Genomic DNA, 24,747 nt, shown 5'->3' with positions numbered 1-24,747 from the left:
GGCCAGTATGGGCACAGATACACGAACGGGCCGCGTGACCCCTGGGGTCACGCGGCCCGTCCGTAACGACTGGCTCAGTGGCCGCCCTCGTCCTTGAAGCGCTTGTAGGAACGCTCGATCTCGGCCTCGGCGTCCGTGCGGCCGACCCAGTCGGCGCCCTCGACGGACTTGCCGGGCTCCAGGTCCTTGTAGACCTCGAAGAAGTGCTGGATCTCCAGGCGGTCGAACTCGGAGACGTGGTGGATGTCGCGCAGGTGCTCCACGCGCGGGTCCGAGGCCGGGACGCAGAGCAGCTTGTCGTCGCCGCCCGCCTCGTCGGTCATCCGGAACATGCCGATCGCGCGGCACTTGATGAGGCAGCCGGGGAAGGTCGGCTCGTCCAGGATGACCAGGGCGTCCAGCGGGTCACCGTCCTCGCCGAGGGTGTTCTCGACGAAGCCGTAGTCCGCGGGGTAGCTGGTCGACGTGAAGAGGCGACGGTCCAGACGGATCCGGCCGGTCTCGTGGTCCACCTCGTACTTGTTCCGCGAACCCTTCGGAATCTCGATGGTGACGTCGAACTCCACGGGTGGCTCCTCCATGATCAGCACATACTTCGGGTGATTAAGTGTCCCTCACGCAGATGTGTGATCGCGAAAGGGGCTGGTCGTCGTGCCGGAGCTCAAGCCTTGGCAGCGGCCTCGACAGCTTTTGAGACAGCTGTCCAAGCCTGCCGCCGACAAGCTCGCCGGGTTCTCCGGCAAGCTCACGACCTTGCAGCTCACGGCTGGTGCCGCCACCTTCGGCCTGGTCATCGCGGCCGGGGCGGTGGCCGCGGCCGGCCCTTGGGACTCCTCCGGTCAGCGTACGGCGGAGCGGGACCGGGCTGCTTCCCAGGAGGCCTGGGGTGGCGCAGATCACGCCGGTGGCGCGCCGGGTGGCGCGCCGGACGCCGCGCCGAGCGCCCCGTCCGTGCTCGCCGGGCTCGGCGCGCCCGCGGGCACGGCACCCAGGCCGACGGACCGCGCCCTCGCGGAGGTCCTCGATCCGCTCCTGAAGGACCCGGCGCTCGGCCCGAAGCGGTCGGCCGTCGTGCTCGACGCGGCCTCCGGCAAGCGGGTGTACGGCAAGAACGCGGGCGACGGCCTGACCCCCGCGTCGACGATCAAGATCGCGACCGGGGTGGCGGCGCTGTCGGCGCTGGGCCCCGACCACCGCATCGCCACGAAGACGATGCTGGAGCCGAACTCCTCCGGTGCGCCGGACGTCGTCCTGGTCGGCGGCGGTGACCCCACGCTGACGGCCCGCAAGGAGGGCCGCTACACGGACACGGCGGCGAGCCTTCGGGGGCTCGCCGAGGAGACGGCGCGCGCCCTCAAGAGCCGCGGCATCGACAAGATCAAACTCTCGTACGACACGTCGCTGTACTCCGGCCCTCCGCAGCACGTCATCGGTCCCAACGAGAACATCACGCCGGTCAGCGCCCTGATGGCCGACGAGGGGCGCCTGGACGACTCCTCCAGCGGGCCCGCCCCGCGCGCGGGTGACCCGGCGGCCGAGGCGACGAAGAAGTTCGCGGGCTTCCTCAAGGACCACGGCATCGAAACCGAACCCGCCCCGGACGCCGCTCCGACCCCCTCCAAGGCGTCGGACCGGGCCGAGTCCCTCGCGAAGGTCGAGTCGCCGCCCCTGTCCTCGCTCGTCGAGCGGATGCTGACGCACAGCGACAACGACATCGCGGAGGCGCTGGCCCGCCAAACGGCCATCGCGGCGAAGGAGCCGGCGAGCTTCGACGGCGCGGGCAGGGCGGTCCGGGCCCGCTTGCAGAAGCTGGGCCTGCCCCTCTCCGGGGCGGAGTTCGCCGACGGCAGCGGCCTGGACCGCGCCGACCGCGCCTCCGCCGAGCTCCTGGCGGCCCTCCTGGACCACGCCGCGGACCCGGGCCGCCCCGAACTGCGCTCCGTGGTGACGGGCCTGCCGGTGGCCGGCTTCACCGGCACGCTGGTCGACCGCTACCCGAAGGACTCCCCGGGCACGGGCCTGGTCCGCGCCAAGACCGGCACCCTGACCGGCGTGAACACCCTCGCGGGCACAGTCGTCGACGCCGACGGCCGCCTCCTCCTCTTCGCCTTCATGACCACAGGCACAACGGACCCCCAAGCCGCCCAGACGGCCCTGGACCACATGGCCTCCACAGTGGCGAACTGCGGCTGCCGCTAGCACCGAGCTCACACCCGTCCCGGACGCCGGGCCACGAGGCCCGGTCCCCCGAGACGGCTCGGGGCAAGCCGGGGCAGCCAGGGACGGCTGGGGGCAAGTCGGGTGGGCCAGGGGCGCGGGACTGTGTCCGTGTGCGGCTCCGCCGCGTGGGCGCGCCAAGCCACATCGGCCCCGCACCGGGGACACAGCGCACAACCCACCCCCCCGGACGGCTGGGGGCGAGCCGGGTGGGCCAGGGGCGCGGGACTGTGTCCGTGTGCGGCTCCGCCGCGTGGGCGCGCCAAGCCACATCGGCCCCGCACCGGGGACACAACGCACAACCCACCCCCCCCGGACGGCTGGGGGCAAGCCGGGTGGGCCAGGGGCGCGGGGCTGTGTCCGTGTGCGGCTCCGCCGCGTGGGCGCGCCAAGCCACACCGGACCCGCACCGGGGACACAACCGCACAACCCACCCTCCCCGACCGCCCATCCACCCCCTAGGGGCCCGCCCCGGGTCAATCCGGGGGTGCAAGCCCCTCCACCAGAGGGAGCCAGCACGTACCGTTGACCGCATGACGAGCATCCGTGGTGCGGAGATGGTCGACTGGAACCTCGCGGTGGCGACCGCGACCCGCCTCGTGAGGCCGGGCCCAGAAGTGAGCCGGGACGAGGCGCGCGCCGTCGTCGCCGAGCTCCGGCGGCACGCCAAGTCCTCGGAGGAGCACGTCCGTTCCTTCACGAGGATGGGCTCGGAGGGCACCCACGACACCCCGGTCCTCGTGGTGGACAGAGCGGGCTGGGTCCGGGCCAATGTGGCGGGCTTCCGGGAGATCCTCAAGCCCCTCCTCGACAAGATGCAGGACAAGCGCGGCAGCACCCCGGGCGGCGCCGTGCTCGGCGCGGTCGGCGGCAAGGTGACGGGCGTGGAGCTGGGCATGCTCCTGTCCTTCCTCGCCTCCCGCGTCCTCGGCCAGTACGAGACCTTCGCCCCACCCACCCGGGACCTCCCCGCCGGCGCGGACGGCGGCGGCCGCCTCCTCCTGGTCGCGCCGAACATCGTGCATGTCGAGCGTGAGCTGGACGTGGACCCCCACGACTTCCGCCTCTGGGTCTGCCTGCACGAGGAGACACACCGCACGCAGTTCACCGCCGTGCCCTGGCTCCGCGACCACCTCGAAGGCGAGATCCAGTCGTTCCTGGGCGAGACCGAGGTCGACCCGATGACGGTCCTGGAGCGGGTCAGGGAGGCCGTCCAGTCCCTGGCGGGCGGCGGCCGCACCGACGCGGAGGGCGAGGACGCCGAGGGCGGCCGCTCCCTCGTCGAGCTGGTGCAGACCCCCGCCCAGCGGGAGATCCTCGCCCGCCTGACGGCGGTGATGTCCCTCCTGGAGGGGCACGCGGACTTCGTGATGGACGGCGTGGGACCGGACGTGGTGCCGTCCGTGGCCGAGATCCGCGAGAAGTTCCAGCAGCGGCGGGCGCGCGGCGCGAGCCGCCTCGACCAGGCCCTGCGCAAGCTCCTCGGCCTCGACGCGAAACTGCGGCAGTACCGGGACGGCGAGCGGTTCGTGCGCGCGGTCGTGGAGCAGGTCGGCATGGACGGCTTCAACCGCGTGTGGACCTCGCCGAACACGCTGCCCACCAAGGCGGAGATCGCCAAACCGGCGGACTGGGTCGCGAGGGTGCACCGTAAGGGAGACTGAGGAACCGATCGCGGCCGACGGCAGGAGAACGCCCCCGCAATCACCCGTCCGAGGGACCGTGGGCGATGGGTAGGCGTGCAATGCTCGGGTAACGGCTCGGCTCTGTCACCATCGACACACTCTGAGTGACCGTACGCAAGGGAGAGAAGGCCCCGTCCGGGACCGGATCTCCCCGGTGGGTCCTGAGTGACTGGTCCGAGCTCACCCCCCGAACTTCACGAAGGGAACCGGACATGGGTCCCCATCCTGCGGTCGCGGCGATACGCCTGGCGGTCCGCCGCGTACTCCACGACGTACTGACCGACGTACAGCGCAGCACCGAAACCGACCCCGCACACCCCCCGCACCCGCCCCACCCCCCGCACCCGCCCCACTCCCCGCACCCGCCACACCCCTCGCACGAGCAGGCCCCGCCACCGACCGTGCTCGTCGCCTGCTCCGGCGGCGCCGACTCCATGGCGCTCGCCTCCGCGCTCGCCTTCGAAGCCCCCAAGCTCGGCATCCGCGCGGGCGGCGTCACCGTCGACCACGGACTGCAACCCGGCTCCGACCTGCGCGCCGCCGAGGTCGTCGTGCGCCTCACCGCCCTCGGCCTGACCCCGGTCGAGTCCGTCGCCGTGGCCGTCGGGCGCGAAGGCGGCCCGGAAGCCGCCGCCCGCGACGCGCGGTACGCGGCCCTGGACGCCGCCGCCGAGCGGCACGAGGCAGCCGCCGTCCTGCTCGGCCACACCCGCGACGACCAGGCGGAGACCGTGCTGCTCGGCCTCGCCCGCGGCTCCGGGATCCGCTCCCTGTCCGGAATGGCCGCGACCTCGGGGGTCGCGGGCCGTTACCGCCGCCCCTTCCTGCACATCGACCGGCAGACCGCCCGCAAGGCCTGCATGGTGCAGTCGCTGCCCGTCTGGGACGACCCGCACAACACCGACCCGGCGTACACCCGCTCCCGGCTGCGCCACGAGGGCCTGCCCGCCCTGGAGAAGGCCCTCGGCAAGGGCGTCGTCGAGGCGCTCGCCCGGACGGCCCAGCTCTCCCGTGACGACGCCGACGCGCTCGACACATGGGCCGCCCAGGCCGAGGCGACCGTCCGGGACGCCGCCGGCCTCCTGGAGTGCGCGAAGCTCTACGCGCTGCCGCCCGCCGTGCGCCGCCGCATCGTGCGCCGGGCCGCCATCGAGGCGGGGGCGCCCGCGGGCTCGCTCTTCGCCCGGCACATCGAAGAGGTCGACCGGCTGATCACCGGCTGGCGAGGCCAGGGAGTCATCAATCTCCCGGGCAAAGTCGTGGCTCAGCGCCAGGGTGGCAGACTGGTGATCCGGCAAGGCTGACGAGAGCCCCGTGTGCGTTGGGGACCCCGTCGGCCGGTGGGACGACCGAAAGTGATGCGGGTGGACGCGAAAGACATGGGCACCGACCTCAAGTCGGTGCTCATCACCAAGGAAGAGATCGACGCGAAGCTGGCCGAGCTGGCCGCGAAGATCGACGCGGAGTACGCGGGCAAGGACCTGCTGATCGTCGGAGTCCTCAAGGGCGCGGTGATGGTCATGGCGGACCTGGCGCGCGCGCTGTCCACCCCCGTCACGATGGACTGGATGGCCGTGTCGTCGTACGGCGCGGGGACCCAGTCGTCCGGCGTCGTGCGGATCCTCAAGGACCTGGACACCGACATCAAGGGCAAGCACGTCCTGATCGTCGAGGACATCATCGACTCCGGTCTGACGCTGTCCTGGCTCCTGTCGAACCTCGGCTCGCGCGAGCCGGCCTCCCTCGAGGTGTGCACGCTGCTGCGCAAGCCGGAGGCCGCGAAGGTCGCGATCGACGTGAAGTGGATCGGCTTCGACATCCCGAACGAGTTCGTCGTGGGGTACGGCCTGGACTTCGCGGAGAAGTACCGCAACCTCCCGTTCGTCGGCACGCTCGCCCCGCACGTCTACGGCGGCTGACGTCCCGCGGGAGCGCTCCGCGGGCCTGTGTACGACGTCGGGGAACCCTCACCCGTTTCCCGGCGTTGAAGCATGCGAAGGCGGGATTGCCAGCCGTCCCCGGCGGCTTCGGGTCACAATGCTGGGGTACCGTCCGAAGAACAGTCTTTATCAAACTCACTATGGCAGGAGGGACGGGGCGTCTTCGCTCCGTATGGATGGACGTGAAGCGATACTTCCGTGGGCCAGTCATGTGGATCGTGCTGGCCGTCCTTGCCGTGGTCGTGTTGATGCAGGTCGTCGGCTCGTCCGGTGGCTACAAGACGGTGGACACCGGCCAGGTCGTCCAGGCGATCGCTAAGAACCGGGTCGAATCCGCCAAGCTCACCACCGGTGACGAGCAGATCATCAAGGTCGAGCTCAAGGACGGCCAGAAGGTCAAGGACAGCAGCAAGATCCAGGCGAGCTACATCGGCGACCAGGGCGTCGACCTCGCCAAGACCCTGCAGGCCAAGTACCAGAGCAAGGACATCCCGGACGGTTACACCGTCTCCCCGTCGAAGCAGAATCCCTTCGTCGGCATCCTGCTCTCCCTGCTCCCCTTCGTCCTCATCGTCGTCGTCTTCCTGTTCCTGATGAACCAGATGCAGGGCGGCGGCTCCCGGGTCATGAACTTCGGGAAGTCCAAGGCGAAGCTCATCACCAAGGACACCCCGAAGACGACCTTCTCCGACGTGGCGGGGTCCGACGAGGCGGTCGAGGAGCTCCACGAGATCAAGGAGTTCCTCCAGGAGCCGGCGAAGTTCCAGGCCGTCGGCGCCAAGATCCCCAAGGGCGTGCTGCTCTACGGCCCGCCCGGTACGGGCAAGACGCTCCTCGCGCGCGCCGTCGCCGGTGAGGCCGGGGTTCCGTTCTACTCGATCTCCGGTTCCGACTTCGTCGAGATGTTCGTCGGTGTCGGTGCCTCCCGTGTCCGTGACCTCTTCGAGCAGGCCAAGGCGAACGCCCCGGCGATCGTCTTCGTCGACGAGATCGACGCGGTCGGCCGCCACCGCGGCGCCGGCCTCGGCGGCGGCCACGACGAGCGCGAGCAGACGCTGAACCAGCTGCTCGTCGAGATGGACGGCTTCGACGTGAAGGGCGGCGTCATCCTGATCGCCGCGACGAACCGGCCCGACATCCTCGACCCCGCGCTCCTGCGCCCCGGCCGCTTCGACCGGCAGATCGCCGTCGACCGCCCGGACATGCAGGGCCGTCTGGAGATCCTCAAGGTTCACCAGAAGGGCAAGCCGGTCGCCCCGGACGTCGACCTGTCGGCGGTCGCGCGCCGCACGCCGGGCTTCACCGGCGCCGACCTGAGCAACGTCCTCAACGAGGCCGCGCTGCTCACCGCCCGCAGCGACAGGAAGCTGATCGACAACCAGTCGCTGGACGAGGCGATCGACCGTGTCGTGGCGGGCCCGCAGAAGCGGACCCGGATCATGTCCGACAAGGAGAAGAAGATCACCGCGTACCACGAGGGCGGACACGCCCTGGTCGCGGCGGCTTCCCCGAACTCGGACCCGGTCCACAAGATCACGATCCTGTCCCGCGGCCGGGCCCTGGGTTACACCATGGTCCTGCCCGAAGAGGACAAGTACTCGACCACGCGCAACGAAATGCTCGACCAGCTCGCGTACATGCTGGGCGGGCGCGCGGCCGAGGAGCTCGTCTTCCACGACCCGACGACGGGCGCGGCGAACGACATCGAGAAGGCCACGGCCACCGCCCGCGCGATGGTCACGCAGTACGGCATGACCGAGCGGCTCGGCGCGATCAAGTTCGGCGGGGACAACACCGAGCCGTTCCTCGGGCGCGAGATGGCGCACCAGCGGGACTACTCGGAAGAGGTCGCCGCGCTGGTCGACGAAGAGGTCAAGAAGCTCATCGAGACCGCGCACAACGAGGCCTGGGAGATCCTGGTCGAGAACCGCGACATCCTCGACAACCTGGTCCTCCAGCTCCTCGAGAAGGAGACGCTCAACAAGGAGGAGATCGCCGAGGTCTTCGCCGGCATCGTGAAGCGTCCGGCCCGCCCGGCGTGGACCGGCTCCTCGCGGCGCACGCCCTCGACCCGCCCGCCGGTGCTCTCCCCCCGGGAGCTCTCCCTGACGAACGGTGCGAACGGCGGACCCACGGTGACCTCCGGCACGGAGAAGTCCCTCGAGGTGGCCCCGGAGGACCGCCCCGAGAGCTGACCCGCGCGCCTCAGCAGGCCCGGAATGGATGCCGCGCCCCCCTGGTTCTAGCCTGGGGGGCGCGGCTGATTTCGTACGCCCGCGCGAGACGCACAGGAACGAGGCACAACATGACCGACCCGGTGACGCTTGACGGCGAGGGCTCGATCGGCGAGTTCGACGAGAAGCGGGCCGAGAACGCCGTGCGTGAGCTGCTCATCGCCGTGGGAGAGGACCCCGACCGCGAGGGCCTGCGGGAGACCCCGGGCCGCGTCGCGCGGGCGTACCGCGAGATATTCGCCGGGCTGTGGCAGAAGCCCGAGGACGTCCTGACGACGACGTTCGACCTGGGGCACGACGAGATGGTCCTGGTGAAGGACATCGAGGTCATGAGCTCCTGTGAGCACCATCTGGTCCCGTTCGTGGGGGTGGCGCACGTCGGGTACATCCCGTCCACCGACGGCAAGATCACGGGCCTGTCGAAGCTGGCCCGCCTCGTGGATGTGTACGCGCGTCGGCCGCAGGTCCAGGAGCGGCTGACCACGCAGATCGCGGACTCCCTGATGCAGATACTGGAGCCGCGCGGGGTGATCGTGGTCGTCGAGTGCGAGCACATGTGCATGACGATGCGCGGGGTGCGCAAGCCGGGCGCGAAGACGATCACGTCCGCGGTCCGCGGCCAGCTGCGGGATCCGGCCACGCGCAATGAGGCGATGAGCCTGATCATGGCTCGCTGAGCCGGACCGGATTCGGTCGATCCTCCCAACTCGTCTGCCGCGGGCGGGCGTTGTGGATCAAAGTGATGGCGGGCGCGGGCAGCGGCCGAAAGACTGGGTGCATGACTGAGACAAGCAACCGGTCCCTGCCCGTCCGCAAGCTCGGCGGTCTGGAGGTCTCCGCCCTCGGCTATGGCGCGATGGTGCTCTCCCCGGGGGTGTACGGCGAGATCGACGACGAGCGCGCAGAGCGGGCGCTGCTCGCGGCGGTCGACGCGGGCGCCACGATCATCGACACCTCCGACGGGTACGGCGCCGACGGGCACAACGAACAGCTCATCGGCAGGGCCCTGAGAGGGCGCCGCGACCAGGTCGCGATAGCCACCAAGTTCGGCTTCCGGCTGCCGGAGGGTGTGGAGCCGCACCCCTTCCCCATCGGATACGCGTTCGGGGAGCTGGCGGTCAACGCCGACCCCAAGCACGTACGCGGCTATGCCGAGGCGAGCCTGCGAGGGCTGCGGACGGATTACATCGACCTCTACTACCCGCATTTCCCGGACCCGCAGGTGCCCCTGGAGGACACCGTCGGGGCGGTCGCCGAGCTGGTCCGGGAGGGGCTGGTGCGGCACCTGGGGCTCTCGAACGTAACGGCCGACCAGCTGCGGGCGGCGCACGCCGTGCACCCCGTGGCGGCGGTGCAGATCGAGTGGTCGATGTGGAAGCCCGCCGATCCTGAGCTCCTTGCGGCGGCGCGCGAGCTGGGCGTCGGACTGGTGCCGTGGTCGCCGCTGGGCGCCGGGTTCCTGACCGGCACGGTCGGCCGGGTCGCGGAGGGCGACTTCCGGCAGAACGCGCCGCGTTTCGACGCGGCGAACCTGAAGGCGAACAACGACCGCTTCGCGCCCGTGCGGGGCGTCGCGGAGGAGCTCGGCATCACCCCGGCGCAGCTGGCGCTGGCCTGGCTGCTGCACCAGGACCCGAATGTGGTACCGATCCCCGGCAGCCGTACGCCGAAGCACATCGAGGAGAACCTCGCGGCGGCGCACGTGCGGCTTGACGCCGACGTCCTGGCGCGGCTCGGGCGGATCCTGGAGCAGACGGAGTTCGAGGGCGGCACGCTGCTGTAGCGGGCGCCCTAGGCCGCCGGAGCCGCCTCTCCGTTCTCGTCGTCGTCATCGGGGAGCTTGCAGACGCGCTCCATGAAGAAGGCGGCCGCTATCACCGCGATGCCCATAAGGACGGAGAGCCCTGCGTACACCGCCTGGTCGCGGCGGGGCGGGATGTCGAGGTACTCCAGGAGGAATACGCCCGTACCGCCGTACATCCCGGCGACGAGGGCCGCGACCAGGGCGCTGGCCTGGCCGAAGACGACGGCGCGGGCGGCCATCATCGGATCCACGCCCTTCGCGCCGGGACGGCGCTCGCGCTGGGCACGCAGGCGTGCACGCAGCGAGAGCGCCGTCGCCAGCAGGACGACGGCGATGACCGCGAGCACGATGGGCGCGGCCAGCGGGACGCGCGGCAGCGTGCCGACGGAGTCCCACAGGCGGGCGCCCGACCAGGACAGCACTCCGGCCGCGAGAAAGAGGCCGGCCAGCGTCCTGATGCGCAGTTGCTTCACGGATGACCCTTCATCGGCTTGATTGCCTCGACCGCCTTCTAACGACTACTCGGGCAGTCGGAGTTCCAGGTCGGCGCGGGGCGCGACGCCGTCGCGGGTGACCGCGGCGAGCAGCTGCGCCACCGGGCCGCGGCCCGTGAGCCGGGCCTCGGGCTCCACGTCGTGCCAGGGGGCGAGGACGAAGGCGCGCTCGTGCGCGCGCGGGTGGGGCAGCGTGAGCGCCGGGTCGTCGGAGACCACGTCGGCGTACGCCACGATGTCCACGTCGATCGTGCGCGGGCCCCAGCGCTCGTCGCGGACGCGGTGGAAGGCCTCCTCGACCGCCTGGGCGCGCTCCAGGAGCGAGGCGGGCGGCAGGGTGGTCTTCACCACGACGACCGCGTTGAAGTACGAGGGCTGGCTGCCGGGGTCGACGCCCCAGGGCTCGGTCTCGTACACCGGGGAGACCGCCTTGACCCGGAGGCCGGGGGTGTCCTCCAGGGCGTCGACGGCGCCCTGGAGCGTCTCCAGGCGGTTGCCGAGGTTGCTGCCGAGGGAGATCACGGCGCGGTTCGGGTTGGACAGGGTGCTGTCCGCCGCATCGACCTGTTCGACCACGGAGGTGGGCACCGGCTGGACGGTGGGGTCGCTCTGACCCGCTTTGAAGGGCGCAGTCATACTCGGCTCCGGGTGATGGTGACGGTCACGTCGTCGAACGGGACGGTGATCGGGGCGTCCGGCTTGTGCACGCACACCTCGACCTCCAGGACTCCGTCGTGCTTCAGACATGCCTGTGCGATGCGCTCGGCGAGCGTCTCGATGAGGTCGACGGGGTCGCCCTCGACGACGGCCACCACCTCCTCGGCCACGATGCCGTAGTGCACGGTCTTCGACAGGTCGTCGTCGGCCGCGGCCGCTCGCGTGTCCAGGCCGAGCACCAGGTCCACGATGAAGGTCTGGCCCTCTTCGCGCTCCCGCGGGTAGACACCGTGGTGCCCGCGGGCCTTGAGGCCGCGCAGCGCGACACGATCCACGCGAATCACTCCTGCAATCGTCGGTATCGGCAGGCCTGCGCCGAGTGCGGTCGGCACACCAGCCTCGTTCGAATCTACCTGCGAGCACTGACAGTGTTCGCCCGAGGGGCCCGTCGGCCGCCGCGTCGTACGCCTGTCGAACGGCGCCTACCCACTCAGGACGGGGTCTCGTCGTCCTCTTCGTCGTCGGTTTCGGCAAGGACCGGGGACGCGTGGTGCGACCACAGCTTCCAGCCGTCGGGTGTGCGGCGGAACACATTCGTGGCGACCACGAGCTGGCCGACGAGCGGACCGAGCTCGCCGCCGCCCTCCGGGGGCGGGCCGCCGCTGAGAATGTTCTCGGTGCACGTCACCAGGGCGGTGTCGCCCGCCACGCCGACCTTCAGGTCGGTGAGGAAGAACTGGATGTACTCGGTGTTCGCCATGATCAAGGCGTACGACCTGAGGACCTCGCCGCGGCCCGTCAGGACCGGCCAGCCGGGGTGGACGCAGGAGACGGCGTCGCCCGCCGCGTCCCCGGTGTCCTCCGGGTCGTCGGGGTCGCCTGTGTGGCCGGTGGTGTGTTCGTTGTCCAGCCACAGGTCGGACACCTCGTCGAAGTCGCCGCGTTCCAGCGCTTCGTAGAAGGCGGTGTTGGCGCGCTCGACCTGCTCGATGTCGGTGCCGGCCGCGGTCACCGGTGGCCGCCCGCCGCGCCCGTGACGGCGCGGGCGACACGGACCGCGTCGGCCGTCGCCCGCACCTCGTGCACGCGGACCGCCCAGGCGCCCTGGTGGGCGGCGATGGCGGAGACCGCGGCGGTGGCGGCGTCGCGCTCGCGGGCGGGCGGCGGGGCGCCCTCGGGGCCCGCGAGGACACGGCCGAGGAAACGTTTGCGGGAGGCGGCGACCAGGATCGGGTGGCCGAGCTCGCGCAGCCGGTCCAGACGGGCCAGGAGCGCCAGGTCGTGCTCGGCTTCCTTGGAGAAGCCGAGGCCCGGGTCGACGACGATGCGCTCGGGGGCGATGCCGCCCTCGATGGCGGCGGCCACGCGCGCGTGGAGCTCGTCGACGACTTCGGAGACCACGTCCTCGTAGACCGGCTTGGCGTGGATGTCGGTGAGGAAGCCGCGCCAGTGCATGACGACGAAGGGGGCTTCGGCGGCGGCGACCGCCGGGACCATGCGGGGGTCGGCGAGGCCGCCGCTGACGTCGTTGACGAGGACGGCGCCCGCGGCGAGGGCCTGCTCGGCGACGGTGGCCCGCATGGTGTCCACGGAGACCGTGACGCCCTCGGCGGCCAGGCCCCGCACGACGGGGACGACGCGCTTGAGCTCCTCGTCCTCGTCGACGCGGGTGGCGCCGGGCCGGGTGGACTCCCCGCCGACGTCGACGAGGTCGGCGCCCTGCTCGACCAGGTCGATGCCGTGCTTGACGGCGGCCGTCGTGTCGAACCAGCGGCCGCCGTCGGAGAAGGAGTCCGGCGTCACGTTCACGACGCCCATGACCGCACAGCGGTCCCACTCCGGCAGCCCCTGGACCGATCCCCGCCCGCGCAACGTACTCATGCCTCCAGCCTAGGCCCGGACAGGGGCGTGTTACGCCGCCTGCATCTCGCGTTCCGTGCTGCGGTGCGGGCAGGGGCGGCGCTGCGGGGTGCCCCTGCGCAGGAAGCGGGGGAGCGCCAGCGTGACGAACCCCTCGGCCTGCATGGCGGCGAAGCCGATGCGGGGGAGGTCCTTGCTGGAGCGGTAGACGACGAAGCGGGGCTCCCAGCGGGGGCGGAACTTCGCGTTGAACTTGTACAGGGACTCGATCTGGAACCAGCGGGAGAGGAAGACCAGCAGGCCGCGCCAGGCGCGCAGGACAGGGCCCGCGCCGAGCTTCTCGCCGCGGGCGAGGGCCGCGCGGAACATCGCGAAGTTGAGGGACACGCGCGCGATGCCGAGCTTCGGGGCCGCCTGGAGGGCGGCGACGATGAGCAGCTCGTTCATGCCGGGGTCGGCGGCGCGGTCGCGGCGCATGAGGTCCAGGGAGACGCCGTCCTTGCCCCACGGAACGAAGTGGAGGACAGCCTTCAGGTCGCCGTAGGGACCCGGCTCCTCGTCGGCCTTGTGGGCGGTCGCGATCAGACAGTCGCCGTCGTCCGGGTCGCCGATGCGGCCGAGCGCCATGGAGAAGCCGCGCTCGGTGTCGGTGCCGCGCCAGTCGTCGGCGGCGCGCTGGATCCTGGCGAGCTCCTGTTCGCCCAGGTCACGGATGCGCCGTACGCGCGTCTCGTAGCCATTGCGCTCGATCCGCTTGACCATCTGGCGTACGTTGCGCATCGCACGCCCGGACAGGGAGAAATCCGCGACGTCCACCACCGCCTCGTCGCCCAGCTCCAGGGCGTCCAGGCCGGTCTCGCGGGTCCAGACCTCGCCACCGGTCTCGGAGCAGCCCATGACGGCGGGCGTCCAGGAGTGGGCCTTCGCCTCGTCCATGAAGCGCTCGATCGCGCCCGGCCAGGCCTCGACGTCACCGATCGGGTCGCCGCTGGCGAGCATCACTCCGGAGACGACGCGGTAGGTGACGGCGGCCTTGCCGCTGGGGGAGAAGACGACGGCCTTGTCGCGGCGGAGCGCGAAGTGGCCGAGGGAGTCGCGGCCGCCGTGCTTGTCGAGCAGCGCGCGCAGCTTCGTCTCGTCGTCCTCGGTGAGCCTGGCGGCCGGGTGCTCGGGGCGGAAGGCCAGGTAGATCGTGGTGAGGGCGGTGAGCATGCCGAGGGCGCCCAGGGAGAAACCGACCGTCCAGGACGTGCGTCCGTAGTAGTCGACGGGCCCTTCGAAGCCGAAGAGTCCGTAGAGGACGTGTTCCAGGCGCTCCGTGATGCTCGGGTCCCCGATGACCTTGCCGGGGTGAACGCTGACGATCACCAGGCCCAGCAGAATCGATCCGGCACCGAGGAGGACGAAGTTGGCCAGCGCCCGCCAGCGGCTGCGCGGGTCGGGGAGGGCGGTGAACTCACTCCGATGGCGCAACAGCAGAGCCAGGAGGGCCAGCGAGATCACGACGCCGACGACCGAGTGCCGGTACCCGAACTGCGCCACGGCGCCGGCGGGCAGCAGCACCACGGCGGCCCGCCAGGCCCGCCGCTTGTGGCGCCGCAGGCCGTGCGCGAGCAGCAGCAGCAGGATGCCGGAGCTCAGCGCGAGGGCGGCGGCGAAGGGGCCGAGGGCGCCGGGCAGCACCTCGGCGATGGCGTGCATACGGCTGTGCCGGAAGCGGGGGAATACACCTGCCGCGACATTGAGCAGGCCGACGAGGGCGCAGGCTCTCGCGACGAGGGCCGGTACGGCCTCGGGGCGCGGCCCGCGCAGTATCCGGCGGAGCCGGCTGTCGTGGTGGCGCACCTCACTGCCCGGAACCCCGCCCGACATTTCCCCATCTATCCTGACAGACATCGCATCCCGTAGTTCTGCGAGAGAGCTTTAACCCGGTGCCAAAGAGGCATCCGGCAACATTGCCCCCTCTAGGACGGTCCTTCGGGTAGACGGGTTCATTCCCGACCGGAAACCGCTGGAAAAGCTCGGCAAGGCCCCCGGCAGGCGTCGGCAGGCCCGGTCCCGGGTCCGGTCAAGCCGAGGCATGTGCCCGGCAAAGGTAGAAAGCGCAGGCTGAACACCCCATGGGTCTCACGAGCAACAAGGTACTCGCCCTTGCGGTCTTGCTGGCCGTACTGCTCTTCGTCGGCACGATCTGGCTCTGGCCGCGGCTCGCCCGCCGCAGCTGGAAGGCGATCACCGGCCGCGTCGGGCTGCTCCTCGCCACCCAGATCGCGGTCTTCGCGTCGGTGGGCCTCGCGGCCAACCAGGCCTTCGGCTTCTACGCCACGTGGGCCGACCTCTTCGGCCAGGAGACGGCGCCCGGACTGGTGGTCGACCACGATCCGGCCAAAGGAGCAGGACCCGTCAAGGTCGTCGACACCCAGACCGTGAACGTGCCGGGCGGCGGCCGGCCCGTGACCGGCGGCCAGATCCAGAAGATCGAGGTCAGCGGCCAGGAGTCGAAGATAGCCAGCCCGGCCTACGTCTACCTGCCGCCGGAGTACTTCCAGCCGCAGTACAGGGACCGGAAGTTCCCCGCGGCCGTGGCGCTCACCGGCTACCCCGGCACCGCCGAGGCGCTCATCAAAGGGCTCCACTACCCGCAGACCGCCCACCGGCTGTCCTCCGAGGGCAAGATGCAGCCGATGATCCTGATCATGATGCGGCCGACGGTGGCGCCGCCGCGGGACACGGAGTGCGTGGACGTCCCCGGCGGGCCGCAGACGGAGACGTTCTTCGCCGAGGACCTGCCCGCGGCGATATCGGACCACTACAGGGTGGGCGTCAAAGGTCAGAACTGGGGCATCATCGGGGACTCCACGGGCGGTTACTGCGCCCTGAAGCTCGCCATGCACCACCCCGACGCGTACGGCGCGGGGGCGGGCCTGTCCGCGTACTACAAGGCGCCCATCGACGTCACCACCGGCGATCTCTTCCACGGCGACAAGGAGCTGGAGCGGCGCGCCGACCTGATGTGGTACCTCGACCACATGCCGGCGCCCAAGACGTCCCTCCTGGTGACCAGCAGCAAGAAGGGCGAGGACAACTACCGCGACACCCTGAAGTTCATCGACAAGGTGAAGGCGCCCACGCGCGTCTCGTCGATCACGCTCGAGAGCGGTGGGCACAACTTCAACACGTGGCGCAGGGAGATCCCCGCGACGTTGCAGTGGATGAGCGGGCGGCTGAGCGGCGGCTGACGGCTCTGAGGGGCAGTGGGCGACGCTGAGCGGCGGCTGACGGCCCTGAGCGGCCGGGGGCGGCCGCCGGCGGGTCAGGGTGTGCCGATGGCCGCCACCGTCTCCAACTCCACCTCCGCGCGCGCGATGTCGCGCGCGTCCGCCGCCGTCGAGCGGCGCAGCGCCTCGTGCAGCCGGGCCGGGGTGAGCACGCCGAGGAAGCGTCCCTCGCTGTCCTTGTCGATGACCGCGATCCAGCCCGCGTCGTGCTGAAGCATCGTCGCGAACGCCTGCTTCAGGCTCGCGCCGACCGGGAGCCACGCCTCCATGCGGCGGGCGTGCTCGCGGACCGTGCCGCTGCTCACGCGCGCGTGCTCCGCCGACAGCCAGCCGTGCAGGTTGTTCTCGCCGTCCAGGACGACGGCCCAGCGGGCGTCGAGCTCCTTGGGCAGCGGGTCGTCGAGGTGCACCACGGGAGGCTGTTCCAGGTCGCCCTCCTCGATGGGGGTCACGGAGAGCCGCTTCAGGCCGCGGTCCGCGCCGACGAAGTCCGCCACGTAGTCGTTCGCGGGGGCGCCGAGCACCGTCGAGGGCGTGTCGAACTGCTCGATGCGGCCCTGTCCGTAGACGGCGATGCGGTCGCCGAGCCGGACCGCCTCCTCGATGTCGTGCGTGACGAAGAGCACGGTCTTGCGCACGGCCTGCTGGAGGCGGAGGAACTCGTTCTGTAGGTGCTCGCGGACCACCGGGTCGACCGCGCCGAACGGCTCGTCCATCAGGAGCACCGGCGGATCGGCCGCCAGGGCGCGGGCCACACCGACGCGTTGGCGCTGACCACCGGAGAGCTGTTCGGGGTAGCGGTCGCCGAAGACGGCGGGGTCGAGGCCGACCAGGTCGAGGAGTTCGGCGGCGCGCTCACGGGCCTTGGCGCGCTTGACGCCGAGGAGGTGCGGGACCGTCGCCGTGTTGTCCAGCACGGTCTTGTGCGGGAAGAGACCCACCTGCTGGATCACATAGCCGATGCGGCGCCGGAGTTGGACGGGGTCGATGGCGGATATGTCGTCACCGTCGACGCATATCCGGCCCTCGCTCGGCTCGATGAGCCGGTTCACCATCTTCATCGTCGTCGTCTTGCCGCAGCCCGACGGGCCGACGAGCGTGACCAGTTCACCCTCGGCGACCTCGAAGGACAGATCGTCGACGGCTGTGGTGCCGTCCGCGTAGCGCTTGGTGACGTGCTCGAACCGGATCATGGTTCCCCATTGTGGACGGCGGTGGCGGGCTCTGCGTGACGGCCGTGTTGCGGCAGTACGACGAGTCTCTGCGATTGTCGGTGCCGCGCGTTAGGGTCGCCAGACACGGGGGGACGTGTGTGCGGCATACGTTCGGGGATTCGGGGGAGGTGGGGCGCGTGGCCGAGCAGAACTGTCTGGTGAGGAACGACTGGATCTGCGGGGAGTATCTCCGCACCCGCAGCCAGGAATTGATCGACGCGACCCTTCAGCACGTGGGGATCACCGTCGCCGCCGTGGCGATCGGCGTCGCCGTGTCCCTGCCGCTCGCGCTCCTCGCGCGGCGCTGGCGGTTCCTCGCGGGACCGATCCTCGGCGTGACGACCGTGCTGTACTCGATCCCGTCCCTGGCGATGTTCTCGCTGCTCCTGCCCTTCTTCGGGCTCTCCGTCTCCCTGGTCGTCACGGGCCTCGTGCTGTATTCACTCACGGTCCTCGTGCGGAACATCCTGGCCGGTCTCCAGGCCGTGCCCGACGAGGCGCGGGACGCCGCCAAGGGCATGGGGTACGGGCCGTTGAGGCTGCTGTGGGAGGTCGAGCTGCCGCTCGCGCTGCCCGCCCTGCTGGCCGGCGTCCGTATCACCACGGTCTCGACGGTCGCCCTGACCACCGTCGGCGCCATCGTGGACTACGGCGGCCTCGGCACGCTCATCCTCGACGGCCTCGACACGACCTTCAAGGCGCAGGTGCTCACCGCCTCAGTGCTCTGCGTCCTCCTCGCCGTCACCGCCGACCTGCTGCTGCTCGCGCTCCAGCGGTGGCTGACCCCGTGGACCAGAGCCCATCGACGTCGCATACGGACGAGCAGGACGGCCCGCAAGGCCGCCGTGGCCAAGGTGGCTGAGCCGGTATGAACGCGATCACGGGGGCGTACGACTGGCTGACCACGGGCGCCAACTGGCAGGGCGAGAAGGGCGTGTGGCACCGCCTCGCCGAGCATCTGTACTTCAGCGGGGTCTGTCTCGCCGTCGCCTGCCTTATCGCGCTGCCGCTCGCGCTGTATCTGGGCCACATCGGCAAGGGCGGCGCCCTCGCGGTCAACATCTCGAACGTGGGCCGCGCGGTCCCCACCCTCGCCCTGCTGATCCTGCTCACGCTGACCCCGCTCGGAGAGCACGGCGACGCGCCGACGCTGATCGCGCTGGTCCTGTTCGCCGTGCCGCCGCTGCTGACCAACGCCTATCTCGGCATGCGCGAGGTGGACCGGTCCGTGGTGGAGGCCGCGCGCGGCATGGGCATGAGTGGTGGTCAGCTGTTCGCGCGGGTCGAGCTGCCGCTCGCGTATCCGCTGATCATGACCGGCATCCGCTCCGCAGGCGTGCAGGTCGTCGCGACGGCCACGCTGGCCGCGATGGCGGGCGAGGGGGGCCTCGGCCGGATCATCACGGCCGGGTTCAACCTTCAGAACACCCCGCAAGTGGTCGCGGGTGCCTTCCTCGTGGCGCTGCTCGCGCTCCTCGTGGAGGGGGTCCTGGTGGTCGCCGGGCGCCTCTTCGACCCGATGCGGCGGTAGCGCGATGCGGCGGTTCTTCCTTCCTTCCCTTCGAAATGGTGGTTCACCGATGAACAGCACAACGCGTCGCGCGCGACGGATGGCAGGGACGGCCGCGGCCGTCGTGGCGCTGACCGCGGGGCTCGCCGCGTGTGGCGGGGACAGCCTGGAGGACGACGGCAAGGGGTCGGACAAGGCGGGCGGCGACAAGAAGGGCTCGCTCGTGGTGGGTTCCGCGCGGTTCACCGAGCAGAAGGTGCTCGCCGAGCTCTATGTGGGCGTGCTGGCGGACGCCGGTTATGACGCGCAGGTCAAGACCGTGCAGAACCGCGAGATCTACAAGCCCGAACTGAAGAAGGGCACGATCGACATCGCGCCCGAATACGCTGCGACGCTCGCGGAATTCCTCAACCTGGAGAAGAACGGCCCGAAGGCGAAGTCCGTGGCCTCCAGTGATCTGGACGCCACGGTGAGCGCTCTGGAGAAGCTCGCGGAGCCGCAGGGCCTGAAGGTGCTCCCGGCCGGTGAGGCGGTCGACCAGAACGCGTTCGCGGTCTCCAGGAAATATGCGGAGAAGCACAAGCTCAAGACCCTCTCGGATCTCGGCAGGTCGGGCGAGAAGGTCAGGATCGCGGCGGGCGACGAATGCGAGTCCCGCCCGTTCTGCGCGCCTGGTCTGAAGAAGAAGTACGGCATCGACGTCGCCGGAATCGACCCCAAGGGCGTCGGCACCACACAGTCCAAGCAGGCCGTGAAGAACGGCACGGACCAGTTGGTGCTGACCACGACGACCGACGCGACGCTGAAGAACTACGACCTCGTCATCCTTGAGGACGACAAGAAGCTTCAGAACGCCGACAACATCCTTCCCGTGGTGAACGCCAAGGAGGCCGGCGACAAGGAGATAGCCGCCGCGCTCGGGAAGCTGACCAAGACGCTCACGACGGAAGACCTCATCGAACTCAACCGCAAGGTCGACGAGGAGCGTCAGAAGGAAGCGGATGTCGCCAAGGAGTATCTGGAGTCGAAGGGCCTCATCTGAAGTTGATCAAGAAGTGGGGCGTGAAGGGTGGGGAGTTGAGGGCGAGTCATGAATGTGATGCCTGCTTTTTGCCGGGCGCGGCACCATACGTCGCCTACGCGCGGTAAGTTTCTGGCCATGCCACGTGGACGTCACCGCCATTCCCCACCCCTGCACAGGCTGCTTCCCCCCTCGACGGTCGCAGGCGTATCGATTCTCAGCGCCGGCGGCGCCTGGATGTTCGCGGAACCGGTCGTGCTCCGCGGGCTCGTCGCGGCAGCGGCCGCGGCCGCCGTCGTCGGCTCGGTCGTCATGCGCCGCTGGGACCAGGCGGCCGGCAAACGCGTCGCCGAGCTCGGCCGCGCCCGCGCGAGCGACGAATGGCGTTACGAGGAACGGATAGCCGAGGCCGAGGCCGACCTCGAGGAGTCCCGCGAACTGCGCGGCAAGCTGGAGACGAAGCTGCGCGCCAAGCGCGCCGAGCTGGCCGCCCTGCGCAACGAACACGCCGCGCTCCTGCGGCGGTACGCCACCGCGGAGACGGAGCGGGCCAGCGCCCTGGAGGGCAGGCGGCTGCTCGCCATAGAGGCGACGTCGCCGACGGCCTCGACATCGTCGTCGTCCGGCACGCCCGCCTTGCCGGTGGCGGGGGCGGCTGCCGGTTCGGACAGCGGCTCGGCCTCGGGCACCGGCTCCAGCGCCGAGGACCTCGTGCCCGCGGTCCGGGCGGGGGCGCCGGTGCCGGCGTCGCGCACGGAGACCGCGGCCGCGCGTACGGAGACTCCCGCTCCGCGTACGGACGGTTCCGCGGAGGGCAGCTCCGCGGTGGGCAGTTCCGCTGCGGGCAGCGAGGACTCCGCGGCGCGTACCGAGGCTCCCGTTGCGGCCGAGCTTCCCGCCCGGCCGGGCGCGACCCCCACCCCCTCGCTGTTCCAGCGGGCCAACGCGGCGCTCGACCGCATGGCTCCGCGCGCGGCGACCCGGGCGGAGCCGGCGGCGACGCCGGAGGCCGCGCCGGAAGCGGAGGACGAGTCGCGGGGGAAGCCCGGGGCGGCCGATGGATTCGCCGGGCACGAGCGCGCGGTCGCCGTCGCGCCGCCCGTGCAGGCCCGACGCCCGGTGCCCCAGGGCGGCTTCGACTTCTTCGGCACGAAGAGCGTGGCGCCGACGGCCCTGGAGTCCGTGCAGAACGAGGACCTCGCCGACGTGGTGGGCGAGGAGGCCCTCGCGGTCCACAAGGCGGAGTCCGAGGGCGACTTCAAGGACGCCCCTGAAGGGGACGCCGCGCAGGGTGTCGGCCAGGTCATCGACCTGACGGCCCACGACGAGACGGAGCAGATCGACGTGGCGGAGCTGCGCACGGCCCTGCGGGCGTAACGCTCCGCTGTGGTTGAGCGGTGTCCTGGACGCCGGGCCGGGGGCCCGGCGTTCCCCGCCCGTGCCGGGCGCGCGTCGGATGCGTCGCTGCGGGTTGTGCGTGCCTGGTCGCGCGGTTCCCCACGCCCCTGACGGGGTGCTTCCTCGCGGTCTCCCGCGGGTTATGCCATCCAGCGGTCCGGGAGTGCTTCTCTGCGGCCCGTCCGGGAGCGGTCGGCCTGTGACTGGAGGAGGGCCGCCGCCTCCGCGGCGGGGCGCAGGCGGGCCGTCACCGTCTTGTTGGCGCCGGTGTCCACCCGTACGTCCGCAACGTCCTTGTGGCGCTCCCAGGGCCCCTGAGAGAGCCGCACGCTCTGCACCTTGGCGTGCGGCACGAGCGAGAGGCGGCGCTTGAGCAGGCCGTGGCGGGCCGCGAAGACGTCGTCGGTCACCGACAGGCCGTACCCCTTCCACCAGAGCGGCACGCACCACGCCGCGCGCGCGGGCGGCCGCGCGAGGTCCGCCGCGTCCGGCACGCGCACGCCCGGCAGGACCCGCCCGATGACCGCCTCGGCGTGCTCCCGCGGCGCGACCGGCACCAGGACGCCGTTCGACGAGCCCGCCACGTCCAGCTCGACCCGCACCCAGTCCATCCGCCGCCACAGCAGCGGCTGCACGACGTGGACGGTCTGCACCCGGCCGGGCGGCACGGTCTCGTGAGCCTTGTCGAGCAGCCCGTGGTCGATGCGGATGCCGTCCGGGGACTCGCCCACCGTCCAGTCGTACTCCTTGATGAAGCGGCCGCCGCTGCTCGCGAAGGCGCCGCCCAGCATGGGGAGCGCGGTCGCGAGGACCGTCCATACGTTCTGCGTGGCGAACCAGAGGAAGGCGGGCACCACGATCGCGGCGAGGAGCATCGCCCAGGGGCCGCCGGTCAGCAGCAGGGAGAGGGCGAGCACGCGCGGCTGGACGTGCAGCAGGCCCCGCACGGGTGCCTCGCCCACCTCGCGGGCCTCCTCGGGGGCGAAACCGGCGGCACGCGCGAGGAGTTCGGCCCGCAGCGCGGTGGCGTCCCGCTCGCCGAGATAGGCCAGCTCGTCCTTCTTCTCCGCCCCGACGACGTCCAGCTTGAGCTTGGCGACCCCCGCGACGCGGGCGAGCAGCGGCCGGGTCACGTCGACGGCCTGGAGCCGGTCGAGGCGGATGTGGGCGGTGCGCCGGAAGAACAGGCCGGTGCGGATGCGCAACTCGGTCGCGGTCACCGCGAAGTGGGTGAACCACCAGCTGAGGAAGCCGTAGAGGGCGCCGCCCGCGACCACCGCGACGCTGCCGAGGAGCAGGGTGGTGGCGGTCAGCTCGGAGAGGCGCTGCTGTGTGCCGTTCGGGTCGTGGACCGCCCAGCCCACGAGGACCGCGAAGGGCGCCCACGCGCGGCGCAGCGGCGTGACGGGGTGCAGCCGCCGCTCGGACACCTCCTCCTGCGGGAGGGCGCTCTCCGGTACATCCGCGCTCTCCGGTACGTCCTGCGGGACGGCGCTGTCCGGCACTTCCCGCGGCCCGCTCACAGCCCCGCCGATCGGGCCTCGCCGAGCTCGGTCAGGCGGTCCCGCAGCCGCTCGGCCTCCTCGGGGAGCAGCCCGGGGATGCGGGCGTCGGTGGCGGCCGCCGCGGTGTGCAGCTGCACGCTCGCGAGGCCGAAGCGCCGCTCCACGGGGCCCGAGGTCACCTCGACGAGCTGCATCCTGCCGTACGGCACGACGGTCTCCTCGCGCCAGAGCACGCCCCGGCTGATGAGCAGGTCGTCGGCGCGCTCCGCGTACCTCCACGAGCGCCAGTTGCGGCCGAGGACCGGCCAGCCCCAGGCGACGAGGGCGAGCGGTATCAGAGCGAACGCGGCCCAGGCAGGGCCCACGAACAGGCCGAGCGGGACGCCGACGGCCGCCGCGAGCGGCACGAGCCAGAGCACCAGCAGGAGCCGCCGCAGCTTCAGCAGCCCTCTCGGCAGTGCGGTCCACACCGGCTCGGTCCGCTCCTGTGCCGGTCCTGCCGGTCCCGCCGGCCCTGCTGTCCCCGTGTCCATGCTCCAAGCGTACGTAGGGCCGCTGACACGGCGGCGCGTGCGAGAGACTGTGGCCATGAGTCCCACGACGGAGACCACCACGGAGACCACGCTCGGCATCGGCGGCGCGGCGGAGAGCACCGACATGGTGCTCAACATCGGCCCCCAGCACCCGTCCACGCACGGTGTGCTCCGCCTCCGCCTGGTCCTGGACGGCGAGCGCATCCAGCACGCGGAGCCGGTCATCGGCTACATGCACCGCGGTGCGGAGAAGCTCTTCGAGGCGCGGGACTACCGGCAGATCGTGATGCTGGCCAACCGGCACGACTGGCTGTCGGCGTTCTCGAACGAGCTGGGCGTCGTGCTGGGCGTGGAGCGGATGCTCGGCATGGAGGTCCCGGAGCGCGCCGTCTGGATGCGCACGCTCCTCGCCGAGCTGAACCGCGTCCTCAACCACCTGATGTTCCTCGGTTCCTACCCCCTCGAACTGGGCGGCATCACCCCGGTGTTCTACGCGTTCCGTGAGCGCGAGGAGCTCCAGAACGTGATGGAGGAGATCTCCGGCGGCCGCATGCACTACATGTTCAACCGTGTCGGCGGCCTCAAGGAGGACCTGCCCGCCGGATGGCCCACACGCGCGCGTGCGGCGGTTTCCGCGGTGCGCTCGCGGATGGGCGTGTACGACGATCTGGTGCTCGGCAACGAGATCTTCCGGGGCCGTACGCGCGGCGTGGGCGTCCTCACTCCGGAGGCGGTGCATGCCTACGGAGTGAGCGGTCCGATCGCCCGCGCCTCCGGAGTCGACTTCGACCTGCGCAGGGACGAGCCGTACCTCGCGTACGCCGAATTGCAGGACACACTGAAGGTCGTCACCCGCCAGGAGGGCGACTGCCTGGCCCGCTTCGAGTGCCTCCTGGAGCAGACCCACAACGCCCTCGATCTCGCGGACGCCTGCCTGGACCGGCTCGCCGACCTGCCGCAGGGGCCGATCAACCAGCGCCTGCCGAAGGTCCTCAAGGCCCCCGAGGGCCACACGTACGCGTGGACCGAGAACCCTCTCGGCATCAACGGCTACTACCTCGTCAGCAAGGGCGAGAAGACCCCGTACCGCCTGAAGCTGCGGTCGGCCTCGTACAACAACATCCAGGCGCTGACCGAGCTGCTTCCCGGGCAGCTGGTCGCCGACATGGTGGCGATCCTGGGATCACTGTTCTTCGTGGTCGGCGACATCGACAAGTAGGGCGTCAGGCTCGGAAAGCAGGTTCCTCGCAGAGATGCCTACGGGTTGCAGGAGCCATCCGAAGTCGCCCAGGCCGCCGGGCGCGGTCAGCTCCGCCGCCTCGCCCGCGCGCGTGAGGGCGCGTACGTACGCCGTCGGGTCCTCGGAGGCGAGCGTGAGCGGCGGGCGGGCGCCGCTC

General features: G+C 71.1%; 23 protein-coding genes and 1 pseudogene. 13 read left to right on the top strand and 11 right to left on the bottom strand.

From position 1 onward, the window contains the following. Window positions 1-74 precede the first annotated feature (74 nt). Window positions 75-566, bottom strand: a complete 492-nt coding sequence (locus tag ACZ4Z4_RS19945; RefSeq protein WP_055568469.1) for an inorganic diphosphatase — start codon at window positions 564-566, stop codon at window positions 75-77. A 124-nt stretch (window positions 567-690) separates the two neighbouring features. Here ACZ4Z4_RS19945 and dacB point away from each other — a divergent pair, with 124 nt between their 5' ends. The 7 genes from dacB to ACZ4Z4_RS19910 all read left to right on the top strand — a co-directional run bounded on the left by dacB (window position 691) and on the right by ACZ4Z4_RS19910 (window position 9,859). Next, window positions 691-2,199 carry a D-alanyl-D-alanine carboxypeptidase/D-alanyl-D-alanine endopeptidase gene (gene dacB, locus ACZ4Z4_RS19940; RefSeq protein ID WP_468328626.1) on the top strand — a complete coding sequence of 503 codons (1,509 nt, stop codon included), beginning with the start codon at window positions 691-693 and terminating at the stop codon, window positions 2,197-2,199. A gap of 551 nt (window positions 2,200-2,750) precedes the next feature. Beyond that, the gene (locus ACZ4Z4_RS19935) at window positions 2,751-3,881 is read left to right on the top strand and encodes a zinc-dependent metalloprotease (protein ID WP_468328624.1); all 1,131 of its coding nucleotides are present in this window, start codon (window positions 2,751-2,753) and stop codon (window positions 3,879-3,881) included. A gap of 233 nt (window positions 3,882-4,114) precedes the next feature. Beyond that, window positions 4,115-5,206: a tRNA lysidine(34) synthetase TilS gene (gene tilS, locus ACZ4Z4_RS19930; RefSeq protein WP_468328622.1), complete on the top strand. Its 1,092-nt coding sequence runs from the start codon at window positions 4,115-4,117 to the stop codon at window positions 5,204-5,206. A gap of 54 nt (window positions 5,207-5,260) precedes the next feature. Then, complete coding sequence (gene hpt / locus ACZ4Z4_RS19925; RefSeq protein WP_030785774.1) at window positions 5,261-5,821, top strand: hypoxanthine phosphoribosyltransferase; 561 nt, start codon at window positions 5,261-5,263, stop codon at window positions 5,819-5,821. A 197-nt stretch (window positions 5,822-6,018) separates the two neighbouring features. Next, complete coding sequence (gene ftsH, locus ACZ4Z4_RS19920; RefSeq protein ID WP_468328620.1) at window positions 6,019-8,037, top strand: ATP-dependent zinc metalloprotease FtsH; 2,019 nt, start codon at window positions 6,019-6,021, stop codon at window positions 8,035-8,037. A 110-nt stretch (window positions 8,038-8,147) separates the two neighbouring features. Next, window positions 8,148-8,753: a GTP cyclohydrolase I FolE gene (gene folE / locus ACZ4Z4_RS19915; protein ID WP_362997247.1), complete on the top strand. Its 606-nt coding sequence runs from the start codon at window positions 8,148-8,150 to the stop codon at window positions 8,751-8,753. Window positions 8,754-8,854: 101 nt separating this feature from the next. Further along, complete coding sequence (locus ACZ4Z4_RS19910; RefSeq protein WP_468328618.1) at window positions 8,855-9,859, top strand: aldo/keto reductase; 1,005 nt, start codon at window positions 8,855-8,857, stop codon at window positions 9,857-9,859. A gap of 8 nt (window positions 9,860-9,867) precedes the next feature. On the opposite strand, the gene ACZ4Z4_RS19905 is transcribed toward ACZ4Z4_RS19910, so the two are convergent. The 6 genes from ACZ4Z4_RS19905 to ACZ4Z4_RS19880 form a co-directional block, all read right to left on the bottom strand. Then, window positions 9,868-10,353 carry a DUF3180 domain-containing protein gene (locus ACZ4Z4_RS19905; RefSeq protein WP_468328616.1) on the bottom strand — a complete coding sequence of 162 codons (486 nt, stop codon included), beginning with the start codon at window positions 10,351-10,353 and terminating at the stop codon, window positions 9,868-9,870. A gap of 45 nt (window positions 10,354-10,398) precedes the next feature. Continuing rightward, window positions 10,399-11,010 (bottom strand): 2-amino-4-hydroxy-6-hydroxymethyldihydropteridine diphosphokinase, encoded by a 612-nt coding sequence (gene folK, locus ACZ4Z4_RS19900; protein ID WP_468328614.1) that lies wholly within the window; start codon window positions 11,008-11,010, stop codon window positions 10,399-10,401. After that, window positions 11,007-11,366 (bottom strand): dihydroneopterin aldolase, encoded by a 360-nt coding sequence (gene folB, locus ACZ4Z4_RS19895; RefSeq protein WP_468328612.1) that lies wholly within the window; start codon window positions 11,364-11,366, stop codon window positions 11,007-11,009. Before folB ends, folK begins: the two co-directional genes overlap by 4 nt. A 155-nt stretch (window positions 11,367-11,521) precedes the next feature. Continuing rightward, entirely contained in the window at window positions 11,522-12,043 is a 522-nt protein-coding gene (locus tag ACZ4Z4_RS19890; RefSeq protein WP_468328610.1) for a nuclear transport factor 2 family protein, read from the bottom strand. Further along, window positions 12,040-12,912: a dihydropteroate synthase gene (gene folP / locus ACZ4Z4_RS19885; RefSeq protein ID WP_468328608.1), complete on the bottom strand. Its 873-nt coding sequence runs from the start codon at window positions 12,910-12,912 to the stop codon at window positions 12,040-12,042. The genes ACZ4Z4_RS19890 and folP overlap by 4 nt, the downstream gene beginning before the upstream one ends. A gap of 30 nt (window positions 12,913-12,942) precedes the next feature. Continuing rightward, window positions 12,943-14,763: a phosphatidylglycerol lysyltransferase domain-containing protein gene (locus ACZ4Z4_RS19880; protein WP_468328606.1), complete on the bottom strand. Its 1,821-nt coding sequence runs from the start codon at window positions 14,761-14,763 to the stop codon at window positions 12,943-12,945. Window positions 14,764-15,011: 248 nt separating this feature from the next. Here ACZ4Z4_RS19880 and ACZ4Z4_RS19875 point away from each other — a divergent pair, with 248 nt between their 5' ends. Continuing rightward, the gene (locus ACZ4Z4_RS19875) at window positions 15,012-16,130 is read left to right on the top strand and encodes an alpha/beta hydrolase (RefSeq protein ID WP_468328604.1); all 1,119 of its coding nucleotides are present in this window, start codon (window positions 15,012-15,014) and stop codon (window positions 16,128-16,130) included. Window positions 16,131-16,204: 74 nt separating this feature from the next. Here ACZ4Z4_RS19875 and ACZ4Z4_RS19870 read toward each other — a convergent pair whose 3' ends face one another. Beyond that, window positions 16,205-17,362, bottom strand: coding sequence for an ABC transporter ATP-binding protein (locus ACZ4Z4_RS19870; protein WP_468328602.1), 1,158 nt, complete (start codon window positions 17,360-17,362; stop codon window positions 16,205-16,207). A gap of 158 nt (window positions 17,363-17,520) precedes the next feature. Here ACZ4Z4_RS19870 and ACZ4Z4_RS19865 point away from each other — a divergent pair, with 158 nt between their 5' ends. The 4 genes from ACZ4Z4_RS19865 to ACZ4Z4_RS19850 all read left to right on the top strand — a co-directional run bounded on the left by ACZ4Z4_RS19865 (window position 17,521) and on the right by ACZ4Z4_RS19850 (window position 21,291). Then, a complete protein-coding gene (locus ACZ4Z4_RS19865; RefSeq protein ID WP_468328600.1) occupies window positions 17,521-18,255 on the top strand; it encodes an ABC transporter permease in 735 nt (244 codons plus the stop codon). Then, the gene (locus tag ACZ4Z4_RS19860) at window positions 18,252-18,914 is read left to right on the top strand and encodes an ABC transporter permease (RefSeq protein WP_468328598.1); all 663 of its coding nucleotides are present in this window, start codon (window positions 18,252-18,254) and stop codon (window positions 18,912-18,914) included. The genes ACZ4Z4_RS19865 and ACZ4Z4_RS19860 overlap by 4 nt, the downstream gene beginning before the upstream one ends. 49 nt (window positions 18,915-18,963) lie before the next feature. After that, window positions 18,964-19,935 (top strand): ABC transporter substrate-binding protein, encoded by a 972-nt coding sequence (locus tag ACZ4Z4_RS19855; RefSeq protein ID WP_468328596.1) that lies wholly within the window; start codon window positions 18,964-18,966, stop codon window positions 19,933-19,935. A 117-nt stretch (window positions 19,936-20,052) separates the two neighbouring features. Next, window positions 20,053-21,291 (top strand): hypothetical protein, encoded by a 1,239-nt coding sequence (locus ACZ4Z4_RS19850; RefSeq protein WP_468328594.1) that lies wholly within the window; start codon window positions 20,053-20,055, stop codon window positions 21,289-21,291. Window positions 21,292-21,452: 161 nt separating this feature from the next. Here ACZ4Z4_RS19850 and ACZ4Z4_RS19845 read toward each other — a convergent pair whose 3' ends face one another. Next, complete coding sequence (locus tag ACZ4Z4_RS19845) at window positions 21,453-22,835, bottom strand: PH domain-containing protein (RefSeq protein ID WP_468328592.1); 1,383 nt, start codon at window positions 22,833-22,835, stop codon at window positions 21,453-21,455. Continuing rightward, window positions 22,832-23,350 (bottom strand): PH domain-containing protein, encoded by a 519-nt coding sequence (locus tag ACZ4Z4_RS19840; protein WP_468328590.1) that lies wholly within the window; start codon window positions 23,348-23,350, stop codon window positions 22,832-22,834. The genes ACZ4Z4_RS19845 and ACZ4Z4_RS19840 overlap by 4 nt, the downstream gene beginning before the upstream one ends. Window positions 23,351-23,405: 55 nt before the next feature. Here ACZ4Z4_RS19840 and ACZ4Z4_RS19835 point away from each other — a divergent pair, with 55 nt between their 5' ends. After that, window positions 23,406-24,569, top strand: coding sequence for an NADH-quinone oxidoreductase subunit D (locus ACZ4Z4_RS19835; protein ID WP_468328588.1), 1,164 nt, complete (start codon window positions 23,406-23,408; stop codon window positions 24,567-24,569). On the opposite strand, the pseudogene ACZ4Z4_RS19830 reads toward ACZ4Z4_RS19835, so the two are convergent. Next, window positions 24,534-24,747 (bottom strand): annotated as a pseudogene (locus ACZ4Z4_RS19830) (SAM-dependent methyltransferase); the annotation flags it as partial. The gene ACZ4Z4_RS19835 and the pseudogene ACZ4Z4_RS19830 sit on opposite strands and share 36 nt — an antisense overlap.

It is taken from the genome of Streptomyces sp. NPDC030245, assembly GCF_055572995.1.
Note: the sequence above shows the minus strand (reverse complement) of the source record. Positions and strands in the feature narration are given on the sequence as shown.

Bases quoted from the DNA above. Each gene is read 5' to 3' on its own strand.
- ACZ4Z4_RS19855 (WP_468328596.1), top strand. From the start codon at position 18,964: ATGAACAGCACAACGCGTCGCGCGCGACGGATGGCAGGGACGGCCGCG.
- ACZ4Z4_RS19875 (WP_468328604.1), top strand. From the start codon at position 15,012: ATGGGTCTCACGAGCAACAAGGTACTCGCCCTTGCGGTCTTGCTGGCC.
- ACZ4Z4_RS19850 (WP_468328594.1), top strand. From the start codon at position 20,053: ATGCCACGTGGACGTCACCGCCATTCCCCACCCCTGCACAGGCTGCTT.
- ftsH (WP_468328620.1), top strand. From the start codon at position 6,019: ATGGACGTGAAGCGATACTTCCGTGGGCCAGTCATGTGGATCGTGCTG.
- ACZ4Z4_RS19880 (WP_468328606.1), bottom strand. From the start codon at position 14,763: ATGTCGGGCGGGGTTCCGGGCAGTGAGGTGCGCCACCACGACAGCCGG.
- tilS (WP_468328622.1), top strand. From the start codon at position 4,115: ATGGGTCCCCATCCTGCGGTCGCGGCGATACGCCTGGCGGTCCGCCGC.
- folE (WP_362997247.1), top strand. From the start codon at position 8,148: ATGACCGACCCGGTGACGCTTGACGGCGAGGGCTCGATCGGCGAGTTC.
- folP (WP_468328608.1), bottom strand. From the start codon at position 12,912: ATGAGTACGTTGCGCGGGCGGGGATCGGTCCAGGGGCTGCCGGAGTGG.
- ACZ4Z4_RS19860 (WP_468328598.1), top strand. From the start codon at position 18,252: ATGAACGCGATCACGGGGGCGTACGACTGGCTGACCACGGGCGCCAAC.
- hpt (WP_030785774.1), top strand. From the start codon at position 5,261: ATGCGGGTGGACGCGAAAGACATGGGCACCGACCTCAAGTCGGTGCTC.
- ACZ4Z4_RS19870 (WP_468328602.1), bottom strand. From the start codon at position 17,362: ATGATCCGGTTCGAGCACGTCACCAAGCGCTACGCGGACGGCACCACA.
- ACZ4Z4_RS19935 (WP_468328624.1), top strand. From the start codon at position 2,751: ATGACGAGCATCCGTGGTGCGGAGATGGTCGACTGGAACCTCGCGGTG.
- ACZ4Z4_RS19910 (WP_468328618.1), top strand. From the start codon at position 8,855: ATGACTGAGACAAGCAACCGGTCCCTGCCCGTCCGCAAGCTCGGCGGT.
- ACZ4Z4_RS19835 (WP_468328588.1), top strand. From the start codon at position 23,406: ATGAGTCCCACGACGGAGACCACCACGGAGACCACGCTCGGCATCGGC.
- folK (WP_468328614.1), bottom strand. From the start codon at position 11,010: ATGACTGCGCCCTTCAAAGCGGGTCAGAGCGACCCCACCGTCCAGCCG.
- ACZ4Z4_RS19840 (WP_468328590.1), bottom strand. From the start codon at position 23,350: ATGGACACGGGGACAGCAGGGCCGGCGGGACCGGCAGGACCGGCACAG.